Here is a 25,463-nt window from a genome sequence, read left to right on the forward strand (position 1 = left end):
CCGCTGAATGGAAGGACCCCCTCATGCTGCGATTGCGCATGTGCGCCTTCGCGCGCCGAGTAAAGTGCTGGAGCACGATGACCGTTGCGGCTACAGGTCTTGCAACAACCGCAGTGCATGCAGACTACAGTTTTGACTCTTCTTTTCTGGAAATTGGCGGCGGCAACGCTTCGAGCGAAGTGGCAGAGCAAGTAAAAGCCATGAGCCAGGGTCAACTTCCGGGGATCTACCGGGTAGACCTGTCAGTGGATGACCGGCTTGTGGAGCAGCGCGACCTGCACTTTGTGCGAGAAACCGCGAGCCAGATATCGACTCCCAACGGCCTGTTCCCCTGCTTCAGCCTTCAGGCCCTGATGGATTTGGGAATTGACCCCACACGCCTGAAAAATGCGGACATCAGCGCCGACAATTGCGTGTACTTCAACCGTGACCTTACCGGCGTCACCTACGATTACGACTTCAACAAGCAGCATTTGAGCCTGCAGGTTCCCCAGGCGTATATCGGCAGCGTGCCGTTTGAAACCCGGCGCAAGACCTGGAGCGATGGCGAGCAGGTGGCCTTCGCCAACTACAGTTTTTCCGGGAGCGACTACGAGAACCAGTTCGGCAGCCGCCAATCCCAGTTCGGCAGTGTTCATAGCGGGTTCAACAGCGGCGCCTGGCGCTTTCGCAATTTCTCGACCTGGCAAAAAGGCACTAACGTCGACGGCAGCTGGAAATCGGTGGACACCTATGTCCAGCGCGACCTGGGCAACCTTATGGCCATTGCCACGGTGGGTGAAAGCGCCACCGACAGCGATCTGTTCGACACCATCTCTTACCGCGGCGTGGGGATCGCTTCTGATCTGGACATGCTGCCCGATGATGCGCGTAATTTTGCCCCCGTAGTGCGTGGGGTTGCCAACGGCCGCTCGCTGGTGACATTGCGCCAGCGCGGTTATGTCATCAGTGAACAGTGGGTGCCGTCAGGTCCGTTCGCCCTCAAGAACCTGTACTCGACCGCGGGCAACGGCGATATCGAAGTCACCATCGAAGGCCCCAATGGCGAGCGCCAGGTCTACATCCAGTCATTTGCCTCTGTGCCTTACATGTTGCGCGAAGGCCAGCAAAGCTACGCTGTGACCGCAGGCCAGTATCGCCCGGCAGAAGGCGCGCAGAATTCGCCCAAGCCCAGTTTTGTACAAGGCACCTATCGCCGCGGCCTGACCGAGGGCACCACGCTGTTCGGTGGCAGCATCGTCAGCGAACAATACAAATCGGCGCTGCTTGGCTTTGCCCACGACTTTGCCGGCTTTGGTGCGATTTCCCTGGACGTGACCCATGCCATCAGCGAAGACATGGGCGCAGACGCCAAAACGCTGTCGGGCCAGTCATATCGCTTCCGGTACTCCAAATCCATCGATCTGACCGATACCAGCTTCAGCCTGATTGGCTATCGCTACTCCACCAGCGGCTATTACAGCTTCAACGAGGCAATCAACGCACGCTCCAACAACTCGCTAGAGCCCTATGTCGATGAAACCCTGAATAACAGTGCGGCGTTTTCCCCCTATTTGACCGGCCATATGAAAAGCAGCTTTACCGCCAACGTATCGCAACAATTCGGTACCTGGGGCGGCATGTACGCCAACCTGACCAAAACCGATTACTGGAACCGGGCCAAGAGCAATACCTCCATTCAGTTGGGCTACAGCTTCAGTGTTGCCAGCGCCTCCTACAACCTGGGGCTGTCACAGAACAGCGGCATGGGCGACGACATCCGTAGCGTGTCGCTGAGCGTCAGCCTGCCGCTGGGCAGCCCGGGCAGCAGCAGCCGCATCGGCCTGAGCACCAACCAGGACTCCGCCGGCAATGCCAGCCGCAATGCCACCTTCAGCGGCTCGCAACTGCAGGACGATGCCCTGTCGTACAACCTGGGCATCAATCAGCAGATCAGTGACGATGACCGCGTGCTCGGCGGCTCGGTGGCGGCCCGCTACAACGCGGCCAATGCCATTTGGCACGGCTCCTATAACAAGGATCAGAACACCCGTCAGATGGACTATGGCGTGGAAGGCGGCGTGGTTGCCATCCGCAATACCGTGATGTTCACCCAGCCATTGGGCGAGACCAACATCATTGTCGCCACCCCCGGCGCCGCCGATGTGGGCGTGCTGACCAAGAGCGGGATCAAGACCAACGGCAGTGGCTACACGATTATTCCCTCGGCGCAGCCGTACCGCAAAAACAAGGTATCGCTCAACACTGACTCACTGTCGGACAACACCGACATTGCCAACCTGGTACAGGAAGTCACCCCCAATCGTGGTGCCTTTGTCCTGGCCAACTTCGAAACCCATAACGGCCGCCGCCTGCTGGTCAGCGTCAGCTCAAGCACTGGCAAGCCCGCCCCTTTCGCCGCCGAAGCGCAGCTGTATGACCCCAAGGGCACTCTGCTGAGCAGCGCGATGGTAGCCGACAAGGGCCGGGTATTTATGACTGGCGTGCCGGACAAGGCGCGGCTGCTGATCAACGTCAACGGCCAGCCTTGGTGCGCCAAGGACCTGGACCTGAACACCTACAACCTGTCAGAGACTGGCATCGGGCAACTGACCATCCGTTGCGATGCCAAATCGCCAGACACTCAAGGTACTCCCGATGCATGAATCAAACGTCAAATCATCTCGTCCGGGGCTGGTCAAAGTCTGCTTGTTGCTGCTCTGCCTGTTGCTGGGACTTGTCAGTCAGCAAGCGTTTGCACTGATTGAAAACAACTTCGCATGCACCCCTACGGGCACCACCGGCATCATTCAGCTGGGCGACCTTGCGCCATCCACCAGCTATACCGCCAACATGACAGCCAACTGCCGGGTTACCCGTTGGTTTCCCTTTGGCGCGTCATTGCAGCACAGCCAGTTCTACAACCAGGGCAGAGGCAGCAAGGTCCAGGTGTTTCATACCAACTCTGGACTGATGGTTCCCGAGCTGCCCATCGGGACTGCGACCACTACATGCATGCCGTGGAGCTGTGTGCAGCTGTACGTGGGCAACACCTTTTCCTACAACGTTCTGCTTTATGGAACGGCGCCCGTCACGCCTGGCAACTACATGGTCAGTGTCACGCTCACAGACACCTCTATCCAAGGTTATGAGGCTTACGGCGACTACTTGCAGACCGTCATTCTCAGCTTCCGGGTCATCCAGCCCGCCTGTTCGATGGGCTCGGCAAAAACCCTCAACCTGCCCTTTGGCACACTCAGCAGCAATGACTTCGCCAGTTCGCAGCAAATTGCCAATATCACCATGAATTGCACTCGCGGTACGCAAGCGACCGCCACGCTGGTACCCACCCAGGCGGCCATCAGCGGCAGCCCGGGCGTTTCAGCCACAACTCTGGCCGGTCTGTCGATGGCTGCCACCTGGGCTGACACCAACACGGCAGTGAGCTTCAACAGCCCACGCACGCTGGCGCTGACCAATGGCAGCAACAACATCAGCCTTGGTTTTCGCCCGCGCCTGAATACCAGTGTTTCGCCTACCGGAAATTTTTACAGTCAGTACACCCTCAACATCACCTATCTCTGATCAAGTAAGGAGCTCAACCATGAAATTATCCCTGACATTGGCTGCGACACTGTTCGCAGGCCTGCTCAGCTCGACCGCCAACGCCGTAACAGACACTGTGACCATCAACCTGAGCGGCACCCTGACGCGTCCGCCCTGCAACCTGACCAGCAGCAAGACGCTGACCGCCAACTTCGGCAGCCTGCGTTATGACCAGGTGGCCGATGCCGCGCTGATCGACATCCCCCTCACCATGACCTGCCCGGCCAACTCGGTACTGGCGGTGAGCATTCTGGCAGCCCGCACGATTCAAGGCTCAACCACACAGGCCTCAACGGGCAAAACCAATCTGGCTTATTCATTGCTCTGGAACAGCGACAGCACGGCGGCCAACATTACCGGGACCAAACGCAACCTGACCAACCAGAGCGGCACGGTCGACCTGAGTATGAAAGCAAAGTTGATTGCCCTTGGTGCGTTGACCGAGGGTGCATTCAGCACTTCGGCTGTTATCAGTATCGAGTACCTGTGAGATGTCCATGCTCGCCAGAGTGAGCCTGTGGGTGGCGATGCTGTCCACCGCAGCGCTGTTGCTCAGCCCGGCCATCTGTGCAGAGGATGCCGCCCTGATAGAGGTGGGCGGCACTCTGATAAAACCACCCTGCACAGCCAACTTCCCGGCCTCGCAAAGCGTGGATATCCCCAAGACAAACCTCAACTCGCTGAACTCGGACATCACCGGCTGGACCGATGTCAGCCTGGACTTTCAATGCATCAAAGGCAGCCAGGTACACCTGCGTTTCAGCGCCGGCAATGGTGCTTTTGACAGCAGCACACTGCGCACCACGCTCGACAGACTGGGGCTGAAAACCCGCCTGAGCGACATGACCAGTACGTTGAAAGTGATTGACCTGAAGCTGGGCGAGCAATTGATCTTCCCGGTTGAAGAAACGCGGCTCAAGCTCCAGCTCTCAGTGCGGCCGGTCAAGACCGGGGAGGAGTTGCCCGCAATCGGCAGTTACAGCTCAACGCTATTGATGGAAATGATCTATCTGTAAACCGCTGCGTCAGGCAAAAAGATTGGCCTTGACGCACAAGATCAGCAGCGCTTGATCATTGTCGACATTGAGTTTGCGCATCGCCGAAATCTTCAGGGTACTGATGGTTTTAATGCTGCGGTTCAGGCTATGCGCGACATCGCTCACACTCACCCCCGTAGAGAACAGACGCAGGACCTCGAACTCCTTGACCGTCAGTTGGCTGAGCCTTTGCGAAAGGTCATCGGCGCCCTCACTCAAGTCCCCTTGCGGCTGGTCCTGCTGGTAGTGCCCTTGGCGATAGAACGCGTCCAGCGCCACCAGGATCTGCTCAAGCCCAGCGCTCTTTGAAATGACACCGCTGATACCCAGCTCATACAGCCAGGTCAGTACTTGTGCATTGGTTATAACGGTCAGGATCAACACCTTGGGTTCGGGAAAATGCCGGCGCAGGTACTCCACCAGGCGAGTGCCGTCACCATATTGATCGTCACCCGGCATGTTGTAGTCGGTAATAATCACATCAGGCTTGAGTAACGAAATTTTGTCGATCAACTCCGAGGAACTCATTGCTTCGCCCACAACCTTGAAACGCGGGTCACGCTCAATGATTTCACGCACGCCCATCAACACAATCGGATGGTCGTCGGCCAATAAGACTTTCATTTGCGGCATGGCAAACATGACTCCTGCACTGGAAGAGCAATACAGCTATTCGAAGGGGTCCGCTTTGATGCAATAGGTCAGCAAGGCATGGTCGTTAAGCACTTCCAGCTTCTGCATCGCAGCCACCTTTTGGGTGCTCACGGTTTTAACGCTGCGGTTCAATTGGCGGGCGATATCACCCACGCTATTGCCCGCAACAAACAGCCTCAGCACCTCAACTTCACGGGGTGAAAGTGTGGAGAAACGTTCATCAATGACTTTGGGGTTAGTCACCACAGAGATGGCTGGAGCAGCCGGGGCCGTATAGTCCCGATCGTTGGCCAACGCACTTAGGGCCTTGCCTATTTCTTCGCGGATATGGCTTTTAGCAATCACGCCTGCCACACCCAGCTCCAGCAAGCGCGAGATAATCAGATGATTGCTCATGACTGTCAGCACCAGGATCTTGACCCCGGGGAAATGCTCAATGATGTACTCGATCAGTTGCAGACCGTCGCCATAGGTTTCATCCCCTGGCATGTTGAAATCAGTAATCAGCAGTTCGGGTTGATGCAACTGCAACTGCTCGACCAACTGCGACGAGCTCAGCGCCTCGCCTACCAGGGAGAAATACTCATCACGTTGAATCATTTCCCGAAGCCCCAGTACCACCACTGGATGATCGTCGGCAATCACTACCTTTAATTCGCGCATTGCCTGGCTCCACATTGATGACATGGCAAGTCCGGCGCCCCCGGTTTCTACAGATCGAGCGCAGAACAAGACCCGTGGCGCCGCACTCAGCTACCCCGGTGATGGCTTAGAGCTATCGTCCAGTAAAAGAGTTTCAAAGTCGGCGCACGATATAGCGCCGCAAATAAGGAAACCTTGCACTTGATCACACTGGATGCTGCGCAGAAACTCGAGCTCGGCCTGTGTCTCGACGCCCTCGGCGACAACTGTCAGGCCCAGCTTGCGGCTCAGTTCAACAAGGCTGCGCAGTGCTGACGCCAGATTCTCGTTTTCGACACAGCCATGTACCAGCGACCGGTCAATCTTGAGCTCACTGAATGGAGTGGAAACCAGATTGAAGTAAGAGCTGAATCCCTTGCCAAAATCATCCTGGGCCAAGCCAAAGCCCATCATGCGCAAACGACAAGCTCCCGCATAGTAATTACTGAGCTCTTCTGTGGTTGAACTCTCCATCAGTTCAAAAACGATACTGCGTGGCTCGCCACCATCAGCAATCACAGCGTCGCGCAGACGGTCGGCGAGCGCATGGTTATCCAGCAAATGCGTGGGCAAGTTGATTGAAACCGGAATATCCCAGCCCTGCTCTCGCCATTGTCTTTGGGCTTGAAGTGTTTGCTCCAGCATCAGCCACAACAGCCGCTCTTCAAGACCGTGGCTGATCAACAAGGTCAGAAAGTCCTTGGGCAATAACAAGCCGGCCTCGGGATGCACCCAACGCACCAGGGCTTCTGCACTGAGAATATTGCCGTTGCGCAGGGATTTCTTGGGCTGGAACCATGCTTGAATCTGCCCGTTGGCCATGGCCAATTCGATACTCTGCGGGTCGACTTCAATGGCCAGTGAGGGGTCCGTATCACCGTTAAGGCGGAAAAGCTCCATTCGCTCTTTCAAGCGCTGTACCGCATTGAACTCGACCGGTTTGGAGATCAGGCCAATCACTGAAATACCCAGGTTTTTTGCTGCCAACCCCGCACTAATCAGCATGCGCCGGGACGAGGCGCTCATCAGTGCCAACGCCGGTTTATTTTTCAGGGCGGCAACTCTCTGGATCAGTTGCACACCATCCATCACAGGCATCAGCAAGTCACTGAGCAGCAAGTCATAGTCATGACGCGCCAGACACTCCAGCGCGCCATCGCCATCCCAAACGGTGTCAACTGTAAAGCCACCCACCTCATTGAAAACGTTCAGCAAATACTCATGCTGAAAAGGGTGATCCTCAACGACCAGTACACGATAGGGCTTCACTGGATCCTCCTTTAGAAGTGCTGAAGACAGTTGTATAGGGTGTGCAGCGTAAAAGGCTTGATCAGGCAGTGATTCATCCCCGCATTCAGACAGCGCTCGCTCTCCTCACGCATGGCATTGGCCGTTGCACCAATGATCGGCAGCGTTATGTTCATGGCCCGCAACCGGGCCGCCAGCTCATAACCGTTCATTTTCGGCATGTTGACGTCGGTCAGCAGCAGATCAAAATCGTCGTCGCGCCAACGCTCGAGTGCTTCCAGTCCATCGCTGACCAATGTCACTGTGCAACCCAACTCTTCAAGTTGATCACGCAGAATCAGTTGATTGATCACATTGTCTTCGGCAACCAGAATGCGCAAACCGAGCTTGAGTTCCGTCTTCACCGTACCCGGTTCAAGATCGCTTCCAATACCCATGCCCTGGGCCTTGCACAGGGCACGATAGACGTCCTGCAAGCTGCTCAGGTCCGCTTGCCAGCAAGGGTTTTCAACGGCGGGAGCTACCGACATGTCACTGGCGGCTACCACCAGCGGTCCTGTCCAGCCAGGTTCAAGCAATTGCCGGGCAGCGCCGGGATGCAGCTCCAATAAAACAGCAGCATCGGATGCATCCCCTGGTTTCGGCGCCCCAAGATGAGCCCGCGCACCCCAACGGCGTAACCAGGCGCAATAACACTCGGCCAGTTCGCGCACGGGGGAAACCACATAAACAACGCGGGCAGCCAACTCGCCAAAAGGGCTAAAACGCGCCGGTTCGCTAACCTGCACCAAGGGCAGATGCAGGGTAAAACTGCTACCCAATCCCGGCTCACTGACCAGACGCATGGTGCCGTTCATCAAGTGCATAAGGCGCTTGCAGATGGACAGGCCCAGCCCGGTGCCGGCGACCACGTTTTTCGCAGACTCCACTTGATAAAAAGGCTCGAACAGATGAGCCTGCTCTTCATGGGCAATACCTTTGCCAGTATCGGAAACCTGCCAGTGCAACATCACGCGCTCATCATCACGGCTGTCCATTTTCAGACGCAGGACAATTTTTCCGTAGTCCGTGAACTTCAGGGCGTTGTTGAGCAGGTTATTCAAGATCTGGCGGATGCGGGTGACATCACCGCTGAGCCACTCGGGCACCGTTGAATCAATCAATGCAAACAACTGCAGGCCCTTGGCCTGGGCTGCGCCACTGTAGCCCAGGACCACCTCTTCTATCAGCTCAAGAGGGCTGAAGGTGTTGAGTTCCAGTTGCAGCTGACCCGCCTCGATACGCGACACATCCAGCACGTCGCAAATCAGCTGCAACAAGTTGCCGGATGAGCGTTCGATAGCCTTGAGATAGTTGTTCTGCTGATCGTTAAGTTCGGTACGCGCCAGCAGTTCCAGCGTGCCCAAAACACCGTACAGGGGTGTACGGATTTCGTGGCTCATGGTTGCCAGAAACAGAGTCTTGGCCTCATTGGCCCGGTCCGCCAGTTGCCGGGCACGTTCGAGGGTTACTTCAATCTGTTTACGTGCGCTGATGTCGCTGAACGCGCAAATCAGCACGTCCTGACTTTTGTAGCGCGTAGGGGCAAAGGCCAGGTACAGAAGACGGCCATCCTCCATTTCGATCTCATCACTGTTGCGCAAGTCACATTCATCGAACGCGCGTGAAATCCAGCCATGGCATAGCTTGCTGCGCTCAGTGCCGTTACCCAGCCACTGTTGTGACAAGGAGTTTTCCAGTACCACGGTGCCGTCTGTGCGCCGGATTACACACAGGGCCATCGGTGCAACTTGCAATACGGCACGACTGAACGCCTCACTTTCAACCAGCGCCTGAATGCGTTTCTCACCCGGGGTGATCAGGCGCCGATCAATGCGCACAATCAGTAATCGCAAGCCGATGCAGACGGCAATAAACAACAAAACACAGCCCAACAAAGGCCCGCCCAAAACTGGCAATAGAGATTTGATATCTAAGGCATAAACGATTTGCCAGCCCGAATAGCCCAGCTTCTTCGTGATTGCCAGGCTATCGGGCAACCAGCCACTACCGATAAAGCCAAATGAATTCTTGGGTTCCAGCGTCTGCAATGAATTGACGAGAGTGGATTGTGCGGCGTTGGTGAACAGAATCTGGCCTTGACCGTTGAGCAGCATGAAGTCACCGGCACTTTCACTGCGCAAGGCCTCTACCAGATCCGGAACCTCGACCTCAATGCCCAGCCAGCCGGAAGACAGGTTACGGTTATCGAGTCGGGAAAATAAATAAAAGGGGGCATTCAGGACCTTGCTGTCGGTCAGCCACAGATCATCACCAAATGAATAGGCCTTGGCCCCTTCATCAAGCAGCCGCTGCAACACCACTTTGGGCAGCGGTTCAAGGTTGCCTGAAGAGTCGAACAAACACACCACTTTGGGCTTATCCGTCTGCGGCACATACAACAGATTGACTTTGCTTTCGTGCAAATAATCCATCATCCGCCGGGTCAGCCAAAGGTTCCAGTGGCCAGCCTCACTGCCCAGGCTGATGTTGACCTCTTCTTGTGGATCAATACCGGCGACCGTTTGGCCTGCCTGATGATCAGGCACAGTGGCCAGCACCAGGCTCTTGAGAAGCGTCTGGCGGCTGACGAAAAAATCCTGGGCATTGAACACCGCCTCGTTCATAAAACTGCGGCGCTGCGAGACCTCTTCGTTGAACACGGCACGCAAGTATACGAACGACCCCGCAAGGAGTCCGACGATCAGGCCACAGGCAAATAAGTGCAGGAGTTTTCGAGCGGCTTGGGGGGTCGATTTCATGCCGCAAGCCTGAGGCTGCGGCATGCAAAAAATAATCAGACAATTCCTGAAACCAGTCGTCGCTGACTCCGCTCTGCTACGGGGGAGTGACGCTTATTACGGACGCACCGCACTCAAATCCATCCGCCCGTCTTTCATCGGCGGGCACCAGTAGTAGCCACCGTTAAGTGGACGGCTGTAACGATACAAGCCATCGATGATGCCGTCTTCCAGACCGCTCATGCGCCGCAGTTGCACTTCAAAGGCATTCAAGGTGCGACCGAAGGCAACAAACATCAGCCCGGACTTGCCGTTTTCTGTCCACGGCATGGAGCGACGCACAATAAAGGCTTCCGGGGTGAAGCTTTCCTGGGCAGTACGTTTGACGTGGGCAGACTCCGGCGCATCGTCCAGCTCTTCGTTGTCGCTCTTGCGACGACCCATGATGTTGTCCTGCTCCTCGGACGGCAGTGCGGCAAAACCGTTCAGGTCATGCTGCCACTGCTGAATGGCAACAAAGCTGCCACCGTCCAGCCCGGCGCCAGCATTGGCAACGATGGCCGCGTCCACAGCCGCTTCGTCCACCGGGTTTTCAGTGCCGTCTTCGTAGCCGGTCAGGTCACGATCAGTGCCGTAACGGAAGCCTTCGGTCACTTGCAGCAGGTTGAACGCAGGCGTCAGGGCAGTCTCGATGGCCTGGCTGCGGTGCAGCAACTCGCCACGGTCTTCGCCCAGCAACCACAGCCACAGGGCGTGCTGGGTCGACGGGTTTTCAACCATGGCATTGATCGCAGGAAACACCCGCAACCCCGGGACTTTCGCGCCAAGGGCCAATACCAGCGGCGAACCAAAACCGGCCACCACGCTTTTGCCATCCACCCACTGCGACAAGGTGTCGAGTGCAGCCGGCAAAGCTTCTACTGACTTGAGGGCGAAAAACATGTAACGCGCTTGCGAAGGTATCGGTTTGGCAAGAATGCTCGACTGGTAGAGACTCATAGAAACTCCTTTGGAAAGCCTGGAGTTTACTCCTACCAGTACTTTTTCCGTCACCTCAGAGGGATTTTTCTTAAGTTCAACCCCTGCATATCAAGGCTCATGACGACAGCTGGTTGGCAAACTGACCCACGGCATCGACCACTTTCTGCGCGCCATCCTGGATTTCGACAATCACCGTGCCCGCTTCGGCGGCCAACGCCAATCCTGCTTCGGCCTGAAGCTTGCCATCGGCCATCAGGGTCACGGCGCTACGGGCCATGTCCTGGTTCTGCCGCACCACACCGATGATTTCTTCAGTGGCCTTGCTGGTGCGCGACGCCAATTGGCGCACTTCGTCAGCCACGACGGCAAAGCCACGACCTTGTTCACCGGCACGCGCGGCCTCAATGGCGGCGTTAAGCGCCAGCAAGTTGGTCTGGTCGGCAATCGAGCTGATGGTCTTGACGATGCTGCCAATCACTTGCGACTGATCGCTCAAGGCTTCAATGCCGTCACCCGCCTGCTGCATGTGACGGGCCAGATCACGCATCACTTGCACCGCTTCGGTCACCACTTTGGTGCCGCGCTGGGCACTGCTGTCGGTTTGCAGCGAAGTGCTGTAGGCAATGCCTGCCGCTTCGCAGACGGCCTGTTCCTGATGAACCTGATCGGTGATCACCGTGGCGAACTTCACCACTTTGTACAGGTTGTCATTGGCGTCGCGCACCGGGTTGTAGGTGGCCTCAAGCCATACATCACGGCCGTGACTGTCAATGCGCTGAAAGCGTGCCGCGACAAACTCACCCGCATTTAAACGCTGCCAGAAGGCCTGGTATTCGGCACTGTTCTGTTCTTGCGGGGTGCAGAACATGCGGTGATGTTTGCCCTGGATCTGCCCCAGGGTATACCCCATGCCGGAGAGAAAGCGCTCATTGGCGGTCAGCACTTCGCCCTTGAGGTTGAACTCGATCACGGCGGTAGAACGCATCAGCGCACTCATCAGGTTTTCATGGTCGCGGGAAGTTTCGATGGTGCGCGTCAGGTCACTGGAGAAAATCGAAATGCGCAGCACCCGCCCGCTGGAGTCCAGAATCGGCTGCATGATCGAGCGCAGCCACGCTTCCTGGCCATTGCCGCGCAGCAAGCGCACGGTGCCACTGTAATGTTCATTGCGCTTCATGGCGCTCTTGAAACGAAGGCTGTGTTCGTCGTTTTTCAGGTGCGCGGGCACCAGTTCATCAATATGCAGACCCAGCAACGCAGTACCGGTGTAGTGCATCTGTTGGGTGAAGTTATGGTTGGCTGTCTCGATGCGCCCATCCGCGCCCAGAGACAGCACCAGCATTTCGCTGTCCAGGCTCTCCCGAACCTGCTGCAGGCTGGATATTTCTTCGCGAAGAGCCGACAGCTCTTGCTTCAAGCGTGTGTTGAACATGGGGTACCCGGAGCAATGAAAGAATGCGTGCAACAGAATCGGCTTTAGGCGAATTTTCTGGAGCGCCGAAAACGACCGTTCATCCAAAACCGAGGCCACTGAATAACCCTGCACATTCATGGCCACACGCAGCGGGCCATCGGAATTGCTCCCGCTTTGATTTACTGTGCTCGGGCCATCCCATAACCATAAGAAAACCGAGGTACATTTCATGGCCGCCGAGATTACAGACAGCCGCTCTGCCCGCTTTGCCCTGCGCTGCTCGAACTTTGCCGAGCGCTGGTTTCCCGATTCGTGGGTGTTCGCAGCTGTTGCGGTAATAACCGTGGCACTGGCCACGATGCTGATGGGCGCCAAACCCACCGATGCCGCCATGGCATTTGGTGACGGCTTCTGGAGCCTGATCCCGTTCACCATGCAAATGGCCTTCGTGGTGATTGGCGGCTATGTGGTGGCCAGCTCGCCGCCCGCCGTCAAATTGATCGACAAACTGGCCCGGGTACCGAAAAACGGCCGCCAGGCCGTGTGCTGGGTAGCGTTGATTTCAATGGTCGCGTCATTGCTCAACTGGGGGCTGTCGCTGGTGTTTGGCGGCTTACTGGTACGGGCACTGGCCCGGCGCACCAACCTGCGCATGGACTATCGCGCCGCCGGCGCTGCGGCCTACCTGGGGCTGGGCGCGGTGTGGGCACTGGGGTTGTCGTCTTCGGCTGCACAGTTGCAAGCCAACCCCGCCAGCCTGCCGCCGTCGATTCTGGCGATTACCGGGGTTATCCCCTTCACTGAAACCATCTTTCTCTGGCAGTCCGGGGTGTTGCTGGCGGCGCTGGTTGTGGTGTCGTTGATTGTCGCCTACGCCACCGCACCCGGCGCTGAATCGGCCCGCGACGCAGCTGCCTGCGGTATCGACCCGAGCTTCAGCTCACCGAAGCTCCCCCCGCGCACACGCCCCGGTGAGTGGCTGGAATACAGCCCGCTGCTGACCATTTTGCTGGTGCTGCTGGCTGCTGGCTGGTTGTTCCATGAGTTTTCGACCAAACCGGCGATCAGCGCCATCTCCGGGCTCAACACTTACAATTTTCTGTTCCTGATGCTCGGTGCCCTGCTGCACTGGCGCCCGCGCAGTTTTCTCAATGCCGTGACCAGCGCCGTGCCAACCACCACCGGAGTGATGATCCAGTTTCCGCTGTATGGCTCGATTGCCGCATTGATGACGGTGGTCAAGGGCACCGACGGGCAAACACTGGCCCACCATATTTCGACGTTTTTCGTGCAGATCGCGTCCCATGACACCTATGCATTATTGATGGGCGTGTATTCGGCGATTCTGGGCTTTTTTATCCCGTCGGGTGGCGGCAAGTGGATTATCGAAGCGCCGTACGTGATGCAGGTGGCCAATGATCTGGGCTATCACCTGGGTTGGGCTGTGCAGATCTACAACGCCGCCGAGGCGCTGCCCAATCTGATCAATCCGTTTTACATGCTGCCGCTGCTGGGCGTACTGGGTTTGAAGGCGCGGGACTTGATCGGCTTCTCGTTTGTGCAACTGTTGGTGCACACGCCGCTGGTGCTGTTTTTGCTGTGGGCATTGGGGACGACGCTGGTGTATACCGCGCCGGTGATGCCGTAAGCGAACTCGTAACTAAATGTGGGAGCGGGCTTGCTCGCGATTCAGGCGGCGCGGTAAAGCAGGAAAACCGCGTCGATACCATCGCGAGCAAGCCCGCTCCCACAGGTTATGCATGCAACTTTATACTGCGCCCACCGGCCGCAAACGATACTGCGGCGGCAACTGGTCAAGGCCGCTGATGGTGGTGTTCAGGCTTTTCCAGCGACCGTCCTTGATCCCGTAGATGCAGCCATGCACCGACAGCTTCTGCCCGCGGTGCCAGGCATTTTGCACAATATTGGTATGCCCGACGTTCGCCACCTGCTGGATCACGTTCAATTCGCAGAGGCGGTCAACCCGCTCTTCCTCGGTGGGCAACAGCGCCAGCGCTTCACGATTCTCGTAATACAGGTCACGAATCGAACGCAGCCAGCCATCGATCAGCCCCATCTGCTGGTCCTTCATCGATGCGCGTACACCGCCACAGCCATAGTGGCCGGTCACCAGAATATGTTTGACCTTCAAAACGTCGACCGCGTACTGGATTACCGACAGGCAGTTCAAGTCAGTGTGCAACACGACATTGGCCACGTTGCGGTGCACAAAAAGATCGCCGGGCAACATGCCGACAATTTCGTTGGCCGGCACCCGCGCATCCGAACAACCAATCCACAGGTATTCCGGTGTTTGCTGGCGGGCCAGCTTGGCGAAGAAGTCGGGATCTTCCTGCTTGATCGCATCGGCCCAACGCTCATTGTTATCAATCAGATCTTGTAGTTCGTTCATGCTGTGGAGCCTCAAGAGTTGATGCGCTGTTCTGACAGCCGACCAGCGGTCGGGGTCACTTGCCCCATGACATTCCGGCGGTCAGTTGGGTGGAATCTTCAGCAATGGCTACAGTCATCGTATTAAAGCACCCAGAGTATGAGGAATTACCATGACTGATTCACGTCGCCCCTACGGGGCACCACAACCCGCACCTATCGACGATATCGAGGACGCCATGGGTTCGGTGGAGCCGCTGGATTTTGATGATGACGATACCTATGAGCCCGTCAGCGACTTGTTTGTCGACGATACAGGCTCCAGGCACAGAGCCGCGCTGGATGACGAACTGGATCTGGGCCTCAACGACGACGACCTGGAGCAGGAGATGCTGATCCGCGAGGACGGCGCCCGCGATGCCAAGGAGGCTGCCCAGGGGCCGGACGGTGCCGCTGACTGGGATCTGAGCCTGGTTGATGAAGACGAAATCGGCGCCGGCAAAGGGCTGGATGAAGCCGAACTGGCGGAAATTGACCCGGTGGGACGCAAGCGTTGAAAGGTAAACCCTGTGGGAGCGGGCTTGCTCGCGATCGGATCAACACGGTTTACCTGATAAACCGCAGCGCCAGCATCGCCAGCAAGCCCGCTCCCACACAACGACTTTTCGCCGTCAGTCGACCAGCGTGCAGGCCATCACCACCGCATCTTCACGCCCACCCACAGCCGGGTAGTAGTCACGGCGACGGCCGATTTCATTGAAGCCATAACGCTCATACAACTTGAACGCCGCGGTATTGCTGTCGCGCAGCTCAAGGAAGCATTCGCGCGCCTCATGCTGATAGGCAATCGACATCAAGTGCTCAAGCAGCTTGAGCCCCAGGCCACGGCCCTGGCTCTCGGGCTTGACGGTGATATTGAGCAGATGGGCCTCGTCGAGGATGATCTGCACCACGCCATGCCCTACCTGCTGCTCACCTTCAAACATCAGCCAGATATGGTACTTGCCCAGGCCGTCGAGAAATATGCCGCGGGTCCAGGGGTGACTGAAAGCGGCGTATTCAATTTTCAATACCGCATCAAGGTCCGCCTCGGTCATCGGGCGAAAAGTTACCGCATCACTCATCGTTCTGTTTCCAGCGCGCCATTAGCCGGCGCATGGCTTGCCACACATGCGCTTTGCGTTGTGGCTCATCCATTAAGAGTTCCAGGCCCGGCAACGCCCATGCGCTGCCCAGCCCTTCAATTTGCAGTTCAGTGTTGAACGCCTCGGCATCGGCCTCACCGGCAAAACGCACCGCAGGCAGCCCGATCAGCCACAAACAGGCACATTCGGCCTCTTCCAGGCGGGCCATAAGAAAGCCCTGCACAAACTCACGCGCAGCCTCGGGCCCTTGATCGACATTGCCACGCCGCAGCAACGGCCAGCGCACCGGCTCGCCAATGATTTGCGGGCTGTCGGGCAAGCCGGCAGCGCGCAACATGTCCTTTAACAATAAATAGGCCGGATCGCGGCTCTGGAATGCACCACCTGTGGGTAACTCCACCAGCACCAGGCAACGTCCGGCCCGCAGTAACTGCAGGGCAAAACGCGGCGGTGGCAGTTGCACGACCTTGGCCGGTACAGGTGCCAACTCGGCTTCGACCACCGGTTTGCTGACCGGGCGACTGACCGAAGGCCGGGGCACTTCGATTTTTGGCCGCTCGACAGGTTTGCTCGGTGCAACCGCCGCCTTGACCGCAGGCCTTGTGATCACAGGCTCCGCGGGCGGCTCGGGGAGCACCAGCAGTTCTGGCCGCGAAGGGGCGGCAAACGGCAGTTCAGTGCGCGGCAACCAGCTGACCACTTGCATGGCAGTCAAGAAAGCGCGGCGGCGGGACTCATTCAACAAGGGTCGGCCATCTGTGGATTACTAAAGTGTGGGGATTCTACCGCCCTTCTGCCCTTCCCGCCCGCAGTTGATCTGCCAAGTGATGACTCGACAGCACGTTGCAGTACAATCGCGGCCTTTACTTGCCAATTGACCGGCCCTCCCATGATCGAACCCAAGCGCGTTTTACGTGCCCTCGCCGAGCACTGGGCACTCCTTGAGCCTTTGTGTGAACACTTCGACCAAGGCACCCTGAGCCTGAACGAATTACGCCTGCAACTGGCCGTTCATCAGATGGACAGCACGCCGCAAGACATCACCGCCGTGCTCGATGCCTGGATTCGTCTGGACATTCTGGTGCCGGTCGCCAAAAGCCCGAACCGTTTCGAGCTAAACGCCCAGATTCACGACTTTCTGGCTTATTTGCGCCACGAGCACCGACTTGGCCTGTGCCTGGAAATCGAAGCCTACCTGCGCCATCTGGAGCGGCTGGCAGGTTATATCCAGGATGCCTTCGACATTCGAGACGGCCATGACCTGGCACGCCAGCTGCGTTTACTCGATATGCGGGTACGCGATGTATTGAAAAAACTCGCCAACGATGAACAGGCGCTGGTGGCCGTAGCCGAACGGGCCAAGACCAGCGACCGGCAAATTCCGTTGCGTCAGCGCTATGCCGAAGTGCTGGCAACCTGGGATGAATACGTCGAACCCATGATTCAGCTGGTCAACGCCGACGGCGCTTTCGAGCAAGGCGTACGCAAGGTCGAAGTGGTGCTACTGCGCATGCTCAGCGAACAGCAACGCCTCGGCCACTTGGTAGACGACGACATGCTGCTGCGCACCCATGCGCGCATCCTTGAGATGCAAACCAGCGCCCAGATGACCCTGCGCCATGCCCGTGAGTTGCTACTGCCGCTGCGTGAAGAAGCCCGCCGGCACAATGCCGTGACCCGTGGTGCCGCGCTGGCACTGGCAGCCATCCGCCGCAAAGGCCTGGACGCAGTGCCGCAAGCAGCCATGCCGATGTTCACCCGCCCGCAAAGCACCTTTTTGGGTAGCGCCAGTCAGGTTGAGGCTTATGTCTATGCCCTGGCCCGCTTCGAAGCCAAACCGGCGAAATTTCCCAAGGCGCATAAGGTCCACCGCGGCGAAACGCCCAAGGCCCCGCGCACGGTCAAGGAAATGCTCGACCGCTGCAGCGATGCGCTACCGATGCCGGACTTGATGTGCTGGCTGCTGGCACAAGAGCCAGACAGCGACACCGATGAGCTGCTGTACTGGTTCTCACGCCTGTCCCGTGAAAAACGCTTCGTGCGCGAACGCCTGGAGCGCCGCGATTACCACACCCACGAACATTTGGTCAGCCTGCGCTCCTTCGCTCTGCTTTCTCACAGCGAAGATGCGACCCAGACTACTGCGAGCTCTCTGCATGCATCTTGATCTTTCTGAACTGTCCCAGCTGGCACCGATTTTTCGTGAGCTGTTCAAGGGTTATCACGTCAGCCGCCGCGACCCGGAGCTGTACGCGCAACTGTCGAACTTCCAGGATCAATACCGCGCCCTGTTTAAAGCCCTGGGCTTTGAACTGGTGTGTGATACCCGCGGCTTCTATTACTTTGTGCCCGACACTGCCACTGCGCAGGTCAACAAGACCGCACAGCGCCTGGCGCTATTCACGTTTATCATCGTCGAGCATCTGGCCGATCAGGGCCGCGATCCGATTGCCGTGCTCGACGGTGGCAGCCTGGGCCGCGACGAATTGCCCGCGCTGCTGGAAAAATACCGCGACCTGTTTGTACAGGCTGAAGTCACCAGCCAGGACGAACTGGAAGAAAAGATCATGCGCCGCATGACCCAGCTCGGTTTTGCCAGTGAAGAACCCGGCATCTATCGCTTTCTGCCACCGATGCACCGTTTTCTCGATGTGTGCCTGTCGGTGCAACAAGACCGCGACCTGGCCGCCAGCCTGCACAGCATCCTGCCTTTGCCCACGCCGGTGCTGGCCGATGACGACAGTGATGACGAGGCCGCATTGGCCCGCGCCATTGCCGACGAACAACAGGAGATGGACGCATGAGCCAGGAACGCTACGGCATTCGCCGCTTTGCCCTGTTGAACACCGCCGGTTACAGCCTGGGGCTGTTCCCGCTGGAACACCCGCTGTCGGTCTACGGGGCGAACAACCTCGGCAAATCGGCATCAATCAACGCCCTGCAGTTCCCGATTCTGGCGCGCATGTCCGACATGAGCTTCGGCAAATACAGCCTTGAGCAGTCGCGACGCTTCTACTTTGCCTCGGACACCAGTTACATCCTGGTCGAAGTGTCCCTGCCCCACGGCCCCCATGTGATCGGTGTTGTCGGTCGCGGCCCGGGGGGCGGCTTCGGTCACCAGTTTTTTGCCTACGCGGGCAAACTGGACCTGGCCCACTACCAGAAAGACGACACCTGCCTGCGCCAGAAAGAGCTGTTCAACAATCTGGAGCGTAATGGCCTCAAAGCCTACGAGCTCAAGCCTGATGAGCTTCGGCGTCTGCTGGTGGGCGGCCATACGTCGATCCCCCTGGACCTGACCCTGATCCCGCTGCGCTCCACCAGCGAGCAGAGCCTGAAGACCTTCCGCGCGCTATTTATCAACCTGCTGCATATGCGCGAAATCACTGCGGCCAAGCTCAAGCAACTGTTCCTCGATGCGTTCGAACACAGCCTGCGTTCGGGCAGCGTTGATTACATTGCCGCGTGCGAAGAAGCTTTCCGTGATGTACGACGCATGGAGCAGGACTACAACGCACTGGTCGGCGCCGGGCCGTTGGTCGAGGCATTGGCCGCAGGTGTACGCCAGCGCGACCTGCTGCGTGGCAAGCTGCACCGCCTGTCACCGCTGCTCGATTCCTTGCTCGGTACCTGGCAGGACTACGCCGGGGCCCGCAAGGAAGAGCTGCTGATCCAGTCCGAGCACTACCGCAACGAACAGGACGCCCTGCAAAACAACCAGCGCAGCAGCACTCAGGAGTTGATGCGTCTTGAGCGGGAAATTTCCGGTATCCAGCGCTGGCTCGGCGAGTTGTCAGTGCTCAAACATCGCTTCGCCCTGGTCGACGACGTAAAGGTGCTTGAGCAGCAATTGCTGAGCGCCAAAGACGCCCACGACGAACTGGCGGGGGCGCTGGCGCAGTCGCGTCAGTTCAGTGCCGAGGATCTGCACGAGCGACTGCGCGATCTGGAAAAGCGCCTCAAGTCGGTCAAGCAGCAGCTCGATCACGCCGACAACAACAGCTATGCCCGCTTGCGCGAAGAGTTTTCGCAGCAGGATGTGGAACGCCTGATGCGCCTGTTCAACAGTGCCCTGTTCAGCCTGCCCCTGGGTGAGCACGGGATTGCGCTGGATGACAGCGATGCCTGGGTCAAATCGCTGGAGCTGATCCTCGATGGCTTTAAAGGCGAGCGTTTTGAAGCCCCGGGCCTGTCCATCGACTTGAGCCATATCGAGCCCCCTGCCCTGCAGGCACTGGCGGACCGCGCGGCTTTGCGCGAGCAGAAAGAGCGTCTGGAAAAAGAGCTCAAGCAACTCAAGACCCAGCAGGCCGTGACCTCTGACCGCGCCGCAAGCAAGAGCGAAGCCGAGTCCCTGTATCAGCAGGTGCTGGATGCGCAAAAGGCGCTGGAAGATTTCCGCCGCAGCCAGACGCTCAGTGTAGAAGAAGGCGAAAAACTCGAGCAACTGGCTCAGGCCGAAGCTGCGCAGGACGAGTTGAAACGCTCCAGCGATGCCTTCACCGAGCGCGTCCAGCAGTTGTCGGCCAAGTTGCAACTGGTCGGTCGCCAGATCGGTGATATGGAAGCCAAGCAGCGCACCCTGGATGACAGCCTGCGTCGACGCCAACTGCTGCCCGCCGACTTGCCGTTCGGTACGCCATTTATGGATCCGGTCGACGACTCGATGGACAACCTGCTGCCGTTGCTCAACGACTATCAGGACAGCTGGCAGGGCTTGTTGCGTTGCGACGGCCAGATCGAGGCGCTGTACGCTCAGGTACGCCTCAAGGGTGTGGCCAAGTTCGACAGTGAAGACGATATGGAGCGGCGCCTGCAGTTACTGATCAACGCCTACGCCCACCGCACCGAAGAAGCCCTGACCCTGGGCAAGGCGCGCCGGGCCGCAGTCACCGATATCGCCCGCACGCTGCGCAATATCCGCAGCGACTACGACAGCCTCGAGCACCAACTGGCATTGTTCAACCGCGAAATCAACAAGCGTCAGGTGTCCAACCTCAAAAGCTTCCGTATCGTGCTGGCCCCCAACAAGGAGGCGCTCAAGCATATCGATCAGATTATCCACAGCGCCGGCCAGTACGAAGAAGGCGAGACGCTGTCGGTGTTTGACCTCAGCCAGAGCACCGAACAAGACAACAAGAACGAAGAGGCCAAGGAGTATCTGGCGCGCCTGGTGGCAGCCAACCATAACCAGTTGGGGCTCAAGGACTTGTTCGAGCTGGCGTTCGAGATCACCAAGCTCAATGGCCAGCCGGTGATCCACACGGATATCGATGGCGCTGCGTCCAACGGTACGACCATGACGATCAAGGCGCTGACCAACATGTATTTGTTGCTGCACTTGATGGACCGCGATCAGGCCGGGCGTATTCGCTTGCCGTACTACCTGGACGAAGCTGCCGACATTGACGAGAAAAACCAGACAGCTCTGCTGGAGACCAGTTTGCAGCTGGGCTTTGTACCGATTCTGGCCAGTGTGAAGCCGCAGGTCTGCGCCCATGTGGCCATCGACCTGGAAGGCGGCAGCGGCCCTAACGGGATCTATATCGATGAAGACGACTGGAAGTACATTCGTCGCCATGACGAGGTGAAACCTGATGCGTTGACGGCGGTGGAAGAACGCGAACTGGATGAAGTCTGAGACTGAACCCCGTACATAAAAAAACCGCGATCATTGATCGCGGTTTTTTTTTGCAGCTTATTTGCCTAACGGAATCTTCGGTGCCCACTGCAGCCATTCGTCTTCGAACTTGTCAAAGAGCGGGAAGGTTTGCTCAGGGCGAGCCTGGGTGCCCAGCTTGTCGCCGTCCGGTGTGGCGAAGGCAATGCCACCCTGCACCAGGGTTTCCAGGGATTCAGTGCGAATCGTTGCTCCTTTGAACAAACCGAAGTCGACACCAAAACCGCTCGTATTCCAGAAGCGGCTACCGCTACGCACCAACGGCGCGTAACGCGGCTCGATCAGGATATGTACCAGCACCCGGTCGGCACTGTTGCCCAACTCATACCCCGTGACTTTACCCACGGTGACTTCACGGTAGGTAACAGGCACGCCCTCCTTGAGCGAACCACGACGGGCAGCGCTCAATACCAGGCTCAATCCGGCCTGGGAAACGGCGGCATCCGGCGCTTGCTCCAGGGCTACAAAACTGGTCTGGCGTCCCAGTTGTTTGCTCGCCGGTTGCACCTCCAGGTACTGGCCGGTGACCAGGGTTTCGAGGTTGGCCGTTTTCATCAAACCAAGCTCCGGCTTGACCACCCAGAATTGGCTGCCAACCCGCGCAATCCGCTCAGGCACTTCGGTGATGCGGGCCTTGAGCAGAACCGATTGCAGGTCCTCGCTCAGGTCAATGCTTTCGATCTTGCCAACATCCAGCCCCTTGAAGCGAATCGGCGTACCCTCGCGCAGGCCATCGGCACGCGGCACCTTGATCGTAACGGCGACTCCCTGCTGCATGGCTGCGTCACGGTCAGTAAACAGACGGAAACGCGGGATACGTTTTTGCAGCGGAGCCTTGGCTTCCGGTGTTTCAAAAGCAATCCCGCCTGCCATCAGACTTTGCAGGGATTCGCTTTTAACCTGGATACCGCCGGTCAAACCGCCGGTCAACGTGATGCCGCTGGCATTCCAGAAACGGGTCGAAGCATTGACCAGATTCTCGTATTCCTTCTCGATATGGACACCGATCACCAACTGCTTTTTGGTGCGGGAGAACTGATAGCTCTGCACCGAACCGACCTTGACCTGCTTGTAGAGGATCGGGCTGCCGACATCCAGCGAGCCCAGGTTCTCGGTAAAGAGCACCATATGCAGGCCCGGTGAGCGCAGATCCAGCGGCGGAGCCTTTGGCCGGGCGACGAATTCGCGTTCGGGGGTGCTGCCCTTGTCACCCGGGCGAATGGCAATGTAGTTGCCTTTTACCAGCGCCTCCAGCCCGGTAATGCCGGCCAGGGAGATGGACGGCTTGACCACCCAGAACTGGGTGCCCTGCACCAGGTAGTCTTCTGCCAACGGGTCCAGAGTCAGCTCGGCACTGGCGCTGGTCAGATCAGGGTCCACCTTGAGACCCTTGAGGCTACCGACCTGGATACCTTTGTACATGACCGGCGTACGACCGGCCTGCAGGCCCTCGAAGTCGCTGAGTTTGACTTTGACCTTGATCCCCGCCTGCGCGGCATCGAAGTCTTCATAAAGACGGAACGGCAGGCTCGAATCGGTGGGCGGGCTGTCTTTGCGGTTCTCTGGAGTGGCGAAGGCAATACCACCGGCCACAATACTGGCCAGAGATTCGCTGCGCAGTTTCACACCCGACAGGTTGGCGTCGATGCTGATACCGCTGGCATTCCAGAAGCGCGTATGTTTGCGCACCAGATTGGCGTAGGTCGGCTCGATAAAGACTTTGATTTCAACAGTGCTTTGGTCTTCGGAAAGCACGTAGCTTTTGATCTGCCCTACCTGGATCTGCTTGTAGAACACCGGGCTACCACGGTTCAACGAACCGAGACGCTCAGCTTTAAGCGTCAGGTGCAGGCCTGGTTTGGCATCAGACAAGGGCGGTTCTTGCGACAGCGCCTTGAACTTGCGTGCAGGCTCGCCATCGGCGGGACTGACCGCAATATAGTTGCCGGACACCAGCGTTTCGAGCCCGGTGATACCGGCCAGAGTGACACTGGGTTTGACCAGCCAGAAACGGGTATTGGTTTTCAGGTATTGCTCAACGTCCTTGTCCATTTCGACGGTAGCAATCACCCCTTTGCTGGGGCCAGACTCGTCGAGGGCGAGGGTTTTCACCTTGCCCACGGGCATGCCTTTGTAGACCACCTCGGTCTTGTTGGCGACGATGCCTTCGCCGCTCTCGAAACGCACCTGAATATCGATGCCGGTTTCGCTGTAGGCACGCCACCCCAGCCAGCCACCGATGACCAGGGCAATAAGCGGAAGGATCCAGATCGCCGACCAGTTGGAAGCCGGGCGGGTTTTAGCGGTAGGCAAGTCACTCATGGTCGTCGTCCGACTCCGTGTTGTCCCAAATCAGTCGGGGATCAAAAGTTACAGCTGCAAGCATCGTTAGCACCACCACACTGGCAAATGCCACTGCGCCAAGATTGGCTTCGATGCTGGCTATGCGTCCAAAATTCACCACGGCCACCAAAATGGCAATGACGAAAATATCCAGCATTGACCAACGGCCAATGAACTCGATAAATCGGTACATGATGATACGTTGCCGGGCAGAAAGAGGCTGATGGCGTTGTACCGAAAACAACAGCAAGGCGATGCCGACCAGCTTGAAGGTGGGCACCAGAATACTTGCCACAAACACCACGGCAGCAATCGGGATCATGCCGTGCTGTACCAGTTCGATGACACCCGCCATGATCGTACTCGGCGAGCCCTGGCCCAATGAGTTGACTGTCATGATCGGCAACAGGTTGGCCGGGATATAGAGAATGGCCGACGTCAGCAGCAATGCCCAGGTGCGCATCAAACTGTCGGGGCGACGCGCGTGAACCAGAGCACCGCAGCGAGTACAGGTTTGCTCGTCGGTTTCGGGGTCTTGCCTGTTCAGTTCGTGGCATTCGCCACAGATCAAGATACCCGCATCAATCGCCCGCATGAGCATCCTCCCCGGATAACGCCTGCCAGATCTGGTGAGGTGACATCACCACTTCCAGCCAGACCTGTACCAGCAACAGGCTGACAAAACAGACCAGGCCCAGGCCAAGACTCAGCTCAGCCAGATCGGACAGTTTTACGATGGCCACCAGCACGCCCATGAAGTACACCTCAAGCATGCCCCAATCACGCAGATGGTGATAAATGCGGTAAATCAGCAAACCGTAGCTGCGCCCGATATTCCAGCGAATGCTCAGCAACACAGCAAGCTGGCAGAGCAACTTGAGCAGCGGGATGCCCATGCTGCACAGGAACACCACCACCGCGATGCCTTGCATGCCGGTGTTGTACAAACCGAGCACACCACTCCAGACCGTGTCTTGCGACGCCTGGCCCAGTAGATTGAGCTGCATGATGGGTAAAAAGTTCGCAGGTATGTAGAGCAGCAAAGCAGCAATCACAAGCGCAAGGCTGCGTTCAACCACCTTGTACCTATGAGCGTAGAGTTCATAGCCGCAGCGCGGGCATTGGGCTTTCTCACCGAGGGCGAGATGCGGCTTGCGCATCAGTAGATCGCACTCATGACAGGCCACCAACTCGTCCAGCGGTAATTCTGACACCCTGCGGGGGTCAACCGGATCTGGCATATAGGGAGTCTCAGGCTCAGAAAATGACTGGGCCTATTCTAGTGCGCGGGCTACAAAATAACTGTGCCTATTTGCAGGACTTTAGCTGCAGGCGATCTGAAGAACGATACGCTCAGGCGGGTCATAACTTTTTTCGCCACAAAAACAAACCCCCTGTCTGCGTTAGCAGACAGGGGGTTTGGAATTTAATCTTGACGATGACCTACTCTCACATGGGGAAACCCCACACTACCATCGGCGATGCATCGTTTCACTACTGAGTTCGGGATGGGATCAGGTGGTT

21 protein-coding genes, 1 rRNA gene and 1 pseudogene are annotated in these 25,463 nt (G+C 57.7%); 9 read left to right on the top strand and 14 right to left on the bottom strand.

The window, feature by feature from the left end:
- The first annotated feature begins 23 nt into the window (after positions 1-23).
- Genes ACP7BE_RS18390 through ACP7BE_RS18405 form a run of 4 tightly spaced genes read left to right on the top strand, consistent with a single transcriptional unit; the run spans position 24 to position 4,601 of the window.
- On the top strand, positions 24-2,645 hold the full coding sequence (locus ACP7BE_RS18390) for a fimbria/pilus outer membrane usher protein (RefSeq protein ID WP_095031443.1): 2,622 nt from the start codon (positions 24-26) through the stop codon (positions 2,643-2,645).
- On the top strand, positions 2,638-3,564 hold the full coding sequence (locus tag ACP7BE_RS18395; protein WP_426106792.1) for a fimbrial protein: 927 nt from the start codon (positions 2,638-2,640) through the stop codon (positions 3,562-3,564). The genes ACP7BE_RS18390 and ACP7BE_RS18395 overlap by 8 nt, the downstream gene beginning before the upstream one ends.
- A 19-nt stretch (positions 3,565-3,583) precedes the next feature.
- Positions 3,584-4,075 carry a fimbrial protein gene (locus ACP7BE_RS18400; RefSeq protein ID WP_095019676.1) on the top strand — a complete coding sequence of 164 codons (492 nt, stop codon included), beginning with the start codon at positions 3,584-3,586 and terminating at the stop codon, positions 4,073-4,075.
- A 7-nt stretch (positions 4,076-4,082) separates the two neighbouring features.
- Positions 4,083-4,601, top strand: a complete 519-nt coding sequence (locus ACP7BE_RS18405) for a fimbrial protein (RefSeq protein WP_232527630.1) — start codon at positions 4,083-4,085, stop codon at positions 4,599-4,601.
- A gap of 9 nt (positions 4,602-4,610) precedes the next feature.
- Here ACP7BE_RS18405 and ACP7BE_RS18410 read toward each other — a convergent pair whose 3' ends face one another.
- From ACP7BE_RS18410 to ACP7BE_RS18440, 7 genes and pseudogenes are all read right to left on the bottom strand, one after another.
- Entirely contained in the window at positions 4,611-5,255 is a 645-nt protein-coding gene (locus ACP7BE_RS18410; RefSeq protein WP_095019691.1) for a response regulator, read from the bottom strand.
- Positions 5,256-5,291: 36 nt separating this feature from the next.
- On the bottom strand, positions 5,292-5,939 hold the full coding sequence (locus ACP7BE_RS18415) for a response regulator (RefSeq protein ID WP_095003207.1): 648 nt from the start codon (positions 5,937-5,939) through the stop codon (positions 5,292-5,294).
- A gap of 90 nt (positions 5,940-6,029) precedes the next feature.
- On the bottom strand, positions 6,030-7,226 hold the full coding sequence (locus tag ACP7BE_RS18420; protein WP_095021239.1) for an EAL domain-containing response regulator: 1,197 nt from the start codon (positions 7,224-7,226) through the stop codon (positions 6,030-6,032).
- A gap of 11 nt (positions 7,227-7,237) precedes the next feature.
- A complete protein-coding gene (locus ACP7BE_RS18425) occupies positions 7,238-10,006 on the bottom strand; it encodes an ATP-binding protein (RefSeq protein ID WP_095021246.1) in 2,769 nt (922 codons plus the stop codon).
- A gap of 96 nt (positions 10,007-10,102) precedes the next feature.
- Positions 10,103-10,984 (bottom strand): Dyp-type peroxidase, encoded by an 882-nt coding sequence (locus ACP7BE_RS18430; protein WP_130871970.1) that lies wholly within the window; start codon positions 10,982-10,984, stop codon positions 10,103-10,105.
- Positions 10,985-11,081: 97 nt separating this feature from the next.
- Positions 11,082-11,513: a methyl-accepting chemotaxis protein gene (locus ACP7BE_RS18435; protein WP_371928120.1), complete on the bottom strand. Its 432-nt coding sequence runs from the start codon at positions 11,511-11,513 to the stop codon at positions 11,082-11,084.
- Positions 11,514-11,621: 108 nt separating this feature from the next.
- A pseudogene (locus ACP7BE_RS18440) lies at positions 11,622-12,611 on the bottom strand (PAS domain-containing protein); the annotation flags it as partial.
- On the opposite strand from ACP7BE_RS18440, the gene ACP7BE_RS18445 reads away from it, so the two are divergent.
- Positions 12,610-14,028 carry a short-chain fatty acid transporter gene (locus ACP7BE_RS18445; RefSeq protein ID WP_095003210.1) on the top strand — a complete coding sequence of 473 codons (1,419 nt, stop codon included), beginning with the start codon at positions 12,610-12,612 and terminating at the stop codon, positions 14,026-14,028. The pseudogene ACP7BE_RS18440 and the gene ACP7BE_RS18445 overlap by 2 nt on opposite strands.
- A 120-nt stretch (positions 14,029-14,148) precedes the next feature.
- On the opposite strand, the gene can is transcribed toward ACP7BE_RS18445, so the two are convergent.
- Entirely contained in the window at positions 14,149-14,793 is a 645-nt protein-coding gene (gene can, locus ACP7BE_RS18450; RefSeq protein ID WP_095003211.1) for a carbonate dehydratase, read from the bottom strand.
- A 151-nt stretch (positions 14,794-14,944) separates the two neighbouring features.
- Between can and ACP7BE_RS18455 the strand changes: the two genes are divergently transcribed.
- Entirely contained in the window at positions 14,945-15,328 is a 384-nt protein-coding gene (locus tag ACP7BE_RS18455; protein WP_169916771.1) for a serine kinase/phosphatase, read from the top strand.
- Positions 15,329-15,442: 114 nt separating this feature from the next.
- Here ACP7BE_RS18455 and rimI read toward each other — a convergent pair whose 3' ends face one another.
- Entirely contained in the window at positions 15,443-15,895 is a 453-nt protein-coding gene (rimI, locus tag ACP7BE_RS18460) for a ribosomal protein S18-alanine N-acetyltransferase (RefSeq protein WP_016781701.1), read from the bottom strand.
- Positions 15,888-16,661, bottom strand: a complete 774-nt coding sequence (locus ACP7BE_RS18465) for an energy transducer TonB (protein ID WP_426106799.1) — start codon at positions 16,659-16,661, stop codon at positions 15,888-15,890. The genes rimI and ACP7BE_RS18465 overlap by 8 nt, the downstream gene beginning before the upstream one ends.
- A gap of 144 nt (positions 16,662-16,805) precedes the next feature.
- On the opposite strand from ACP7BE_RS18465, the gene mksB reads away from it, so the two are divergent.
- The 3 genes from mksB to mksF are packed head-to-tail and all read left to right on the top strand — an operon-like array spanning position 16,806 to position 21,557.
- Entirely contained in the window at positions 16,806-18,083 is a 1,278-nt protein-coding gene (gene mksB / locus ACP7BE_RS18470; protein WP_426106801.1) for an Mks condensin complex protein MksB, read from the top strand.
- A complete protein-coding gene (gene mksE / locus ACP7BE_RS18475) occupies positions 18,073-18,720 on the top strand; it encodes an Mks condensin complex protein MksE (protein WP_095003214.1) in 648 nt (215 codons plus the stop codon). Before mksB ends, mksE begins: the two co-directional genes overlap by 11 nt.
- Positions 18,717-21,557, top strand: a complete 2,841-nt coding sequence (gene mksF / locus ACP7BE_RS18480) for an Mks condensin complex protein MksF (protein ID WP_426106803.1) — start codon at positions 18,717-18,719, stop codon at positions 21,555-21,557. The genes mksE and mksF overlap by 4 nt, the downstream gene beginning before the upstream one ends.
- A gap of 57 nt (positions 21,558-21,614) precedes the next feature.
- Here mksF and ACP7BE_RS18485 read toward each other — a convergent pair whose 3' ends face one another.
- From ACP7BE_RS18485 to rrf, 4 genes are all read right to left on the bottom strand, one after another.
- Positions 21,615-23,918, bottom strand: coding sequence for a PqiB family protein (locus ACP7BE_RS18485; RefSeq protein ID WP_095003216.1), 2,304 nt, complete (start codon positions 23,916-23,918; stop codon positions 21,615-21,617).
- A complete protein-coding gene (locus ACP7BE_RS18490; protein ID WP_095003217.1) occupies positions 23,911-24,534 on the bottom strand; it encodes a paraquat-inducible protein A in 624 nt (207 codons plus the stop codon). Before ACP7BE_RS18490 ends, ACP7BE_RS18485 begins: the two co-directional genes overlap by 8 nt.
- Positions 24,521-25,180, bottom strand: coding sequence for a paraquat-inducible protein A (locus tag ACP7BE_RS18495; protein WP_095003218.1), 660 nt, complete (start codon positions 25,178-25,180; stop codon positions 24,521-24,523). Before ACP7BE_RS18495 ends, ACP7BE_RS18490 begins: the two co-directional genes overlap by 14 nt.
- A gap of 189 nt (positions 25,181-25,369) precedes the next feature.
- Positions 25,370-25,463: ribosomal RNA gene (rrf, locus tag ACP7BE_RS18500) — 5S ribosomal RNA — on the bottom strand; the annotation flags it as partial.

The sequence above is a fragment of the Pseudomonas sp. TWR1-1-3 genome (genome assembly GCF_049896805.1).
GTDB lineage: Bacteria > Pseudomonadota > Gammaproteobacteria > Pseudomonadales > Pseudomonadaceae > Aquipseudomonas > Aquipseudomonas bubulae.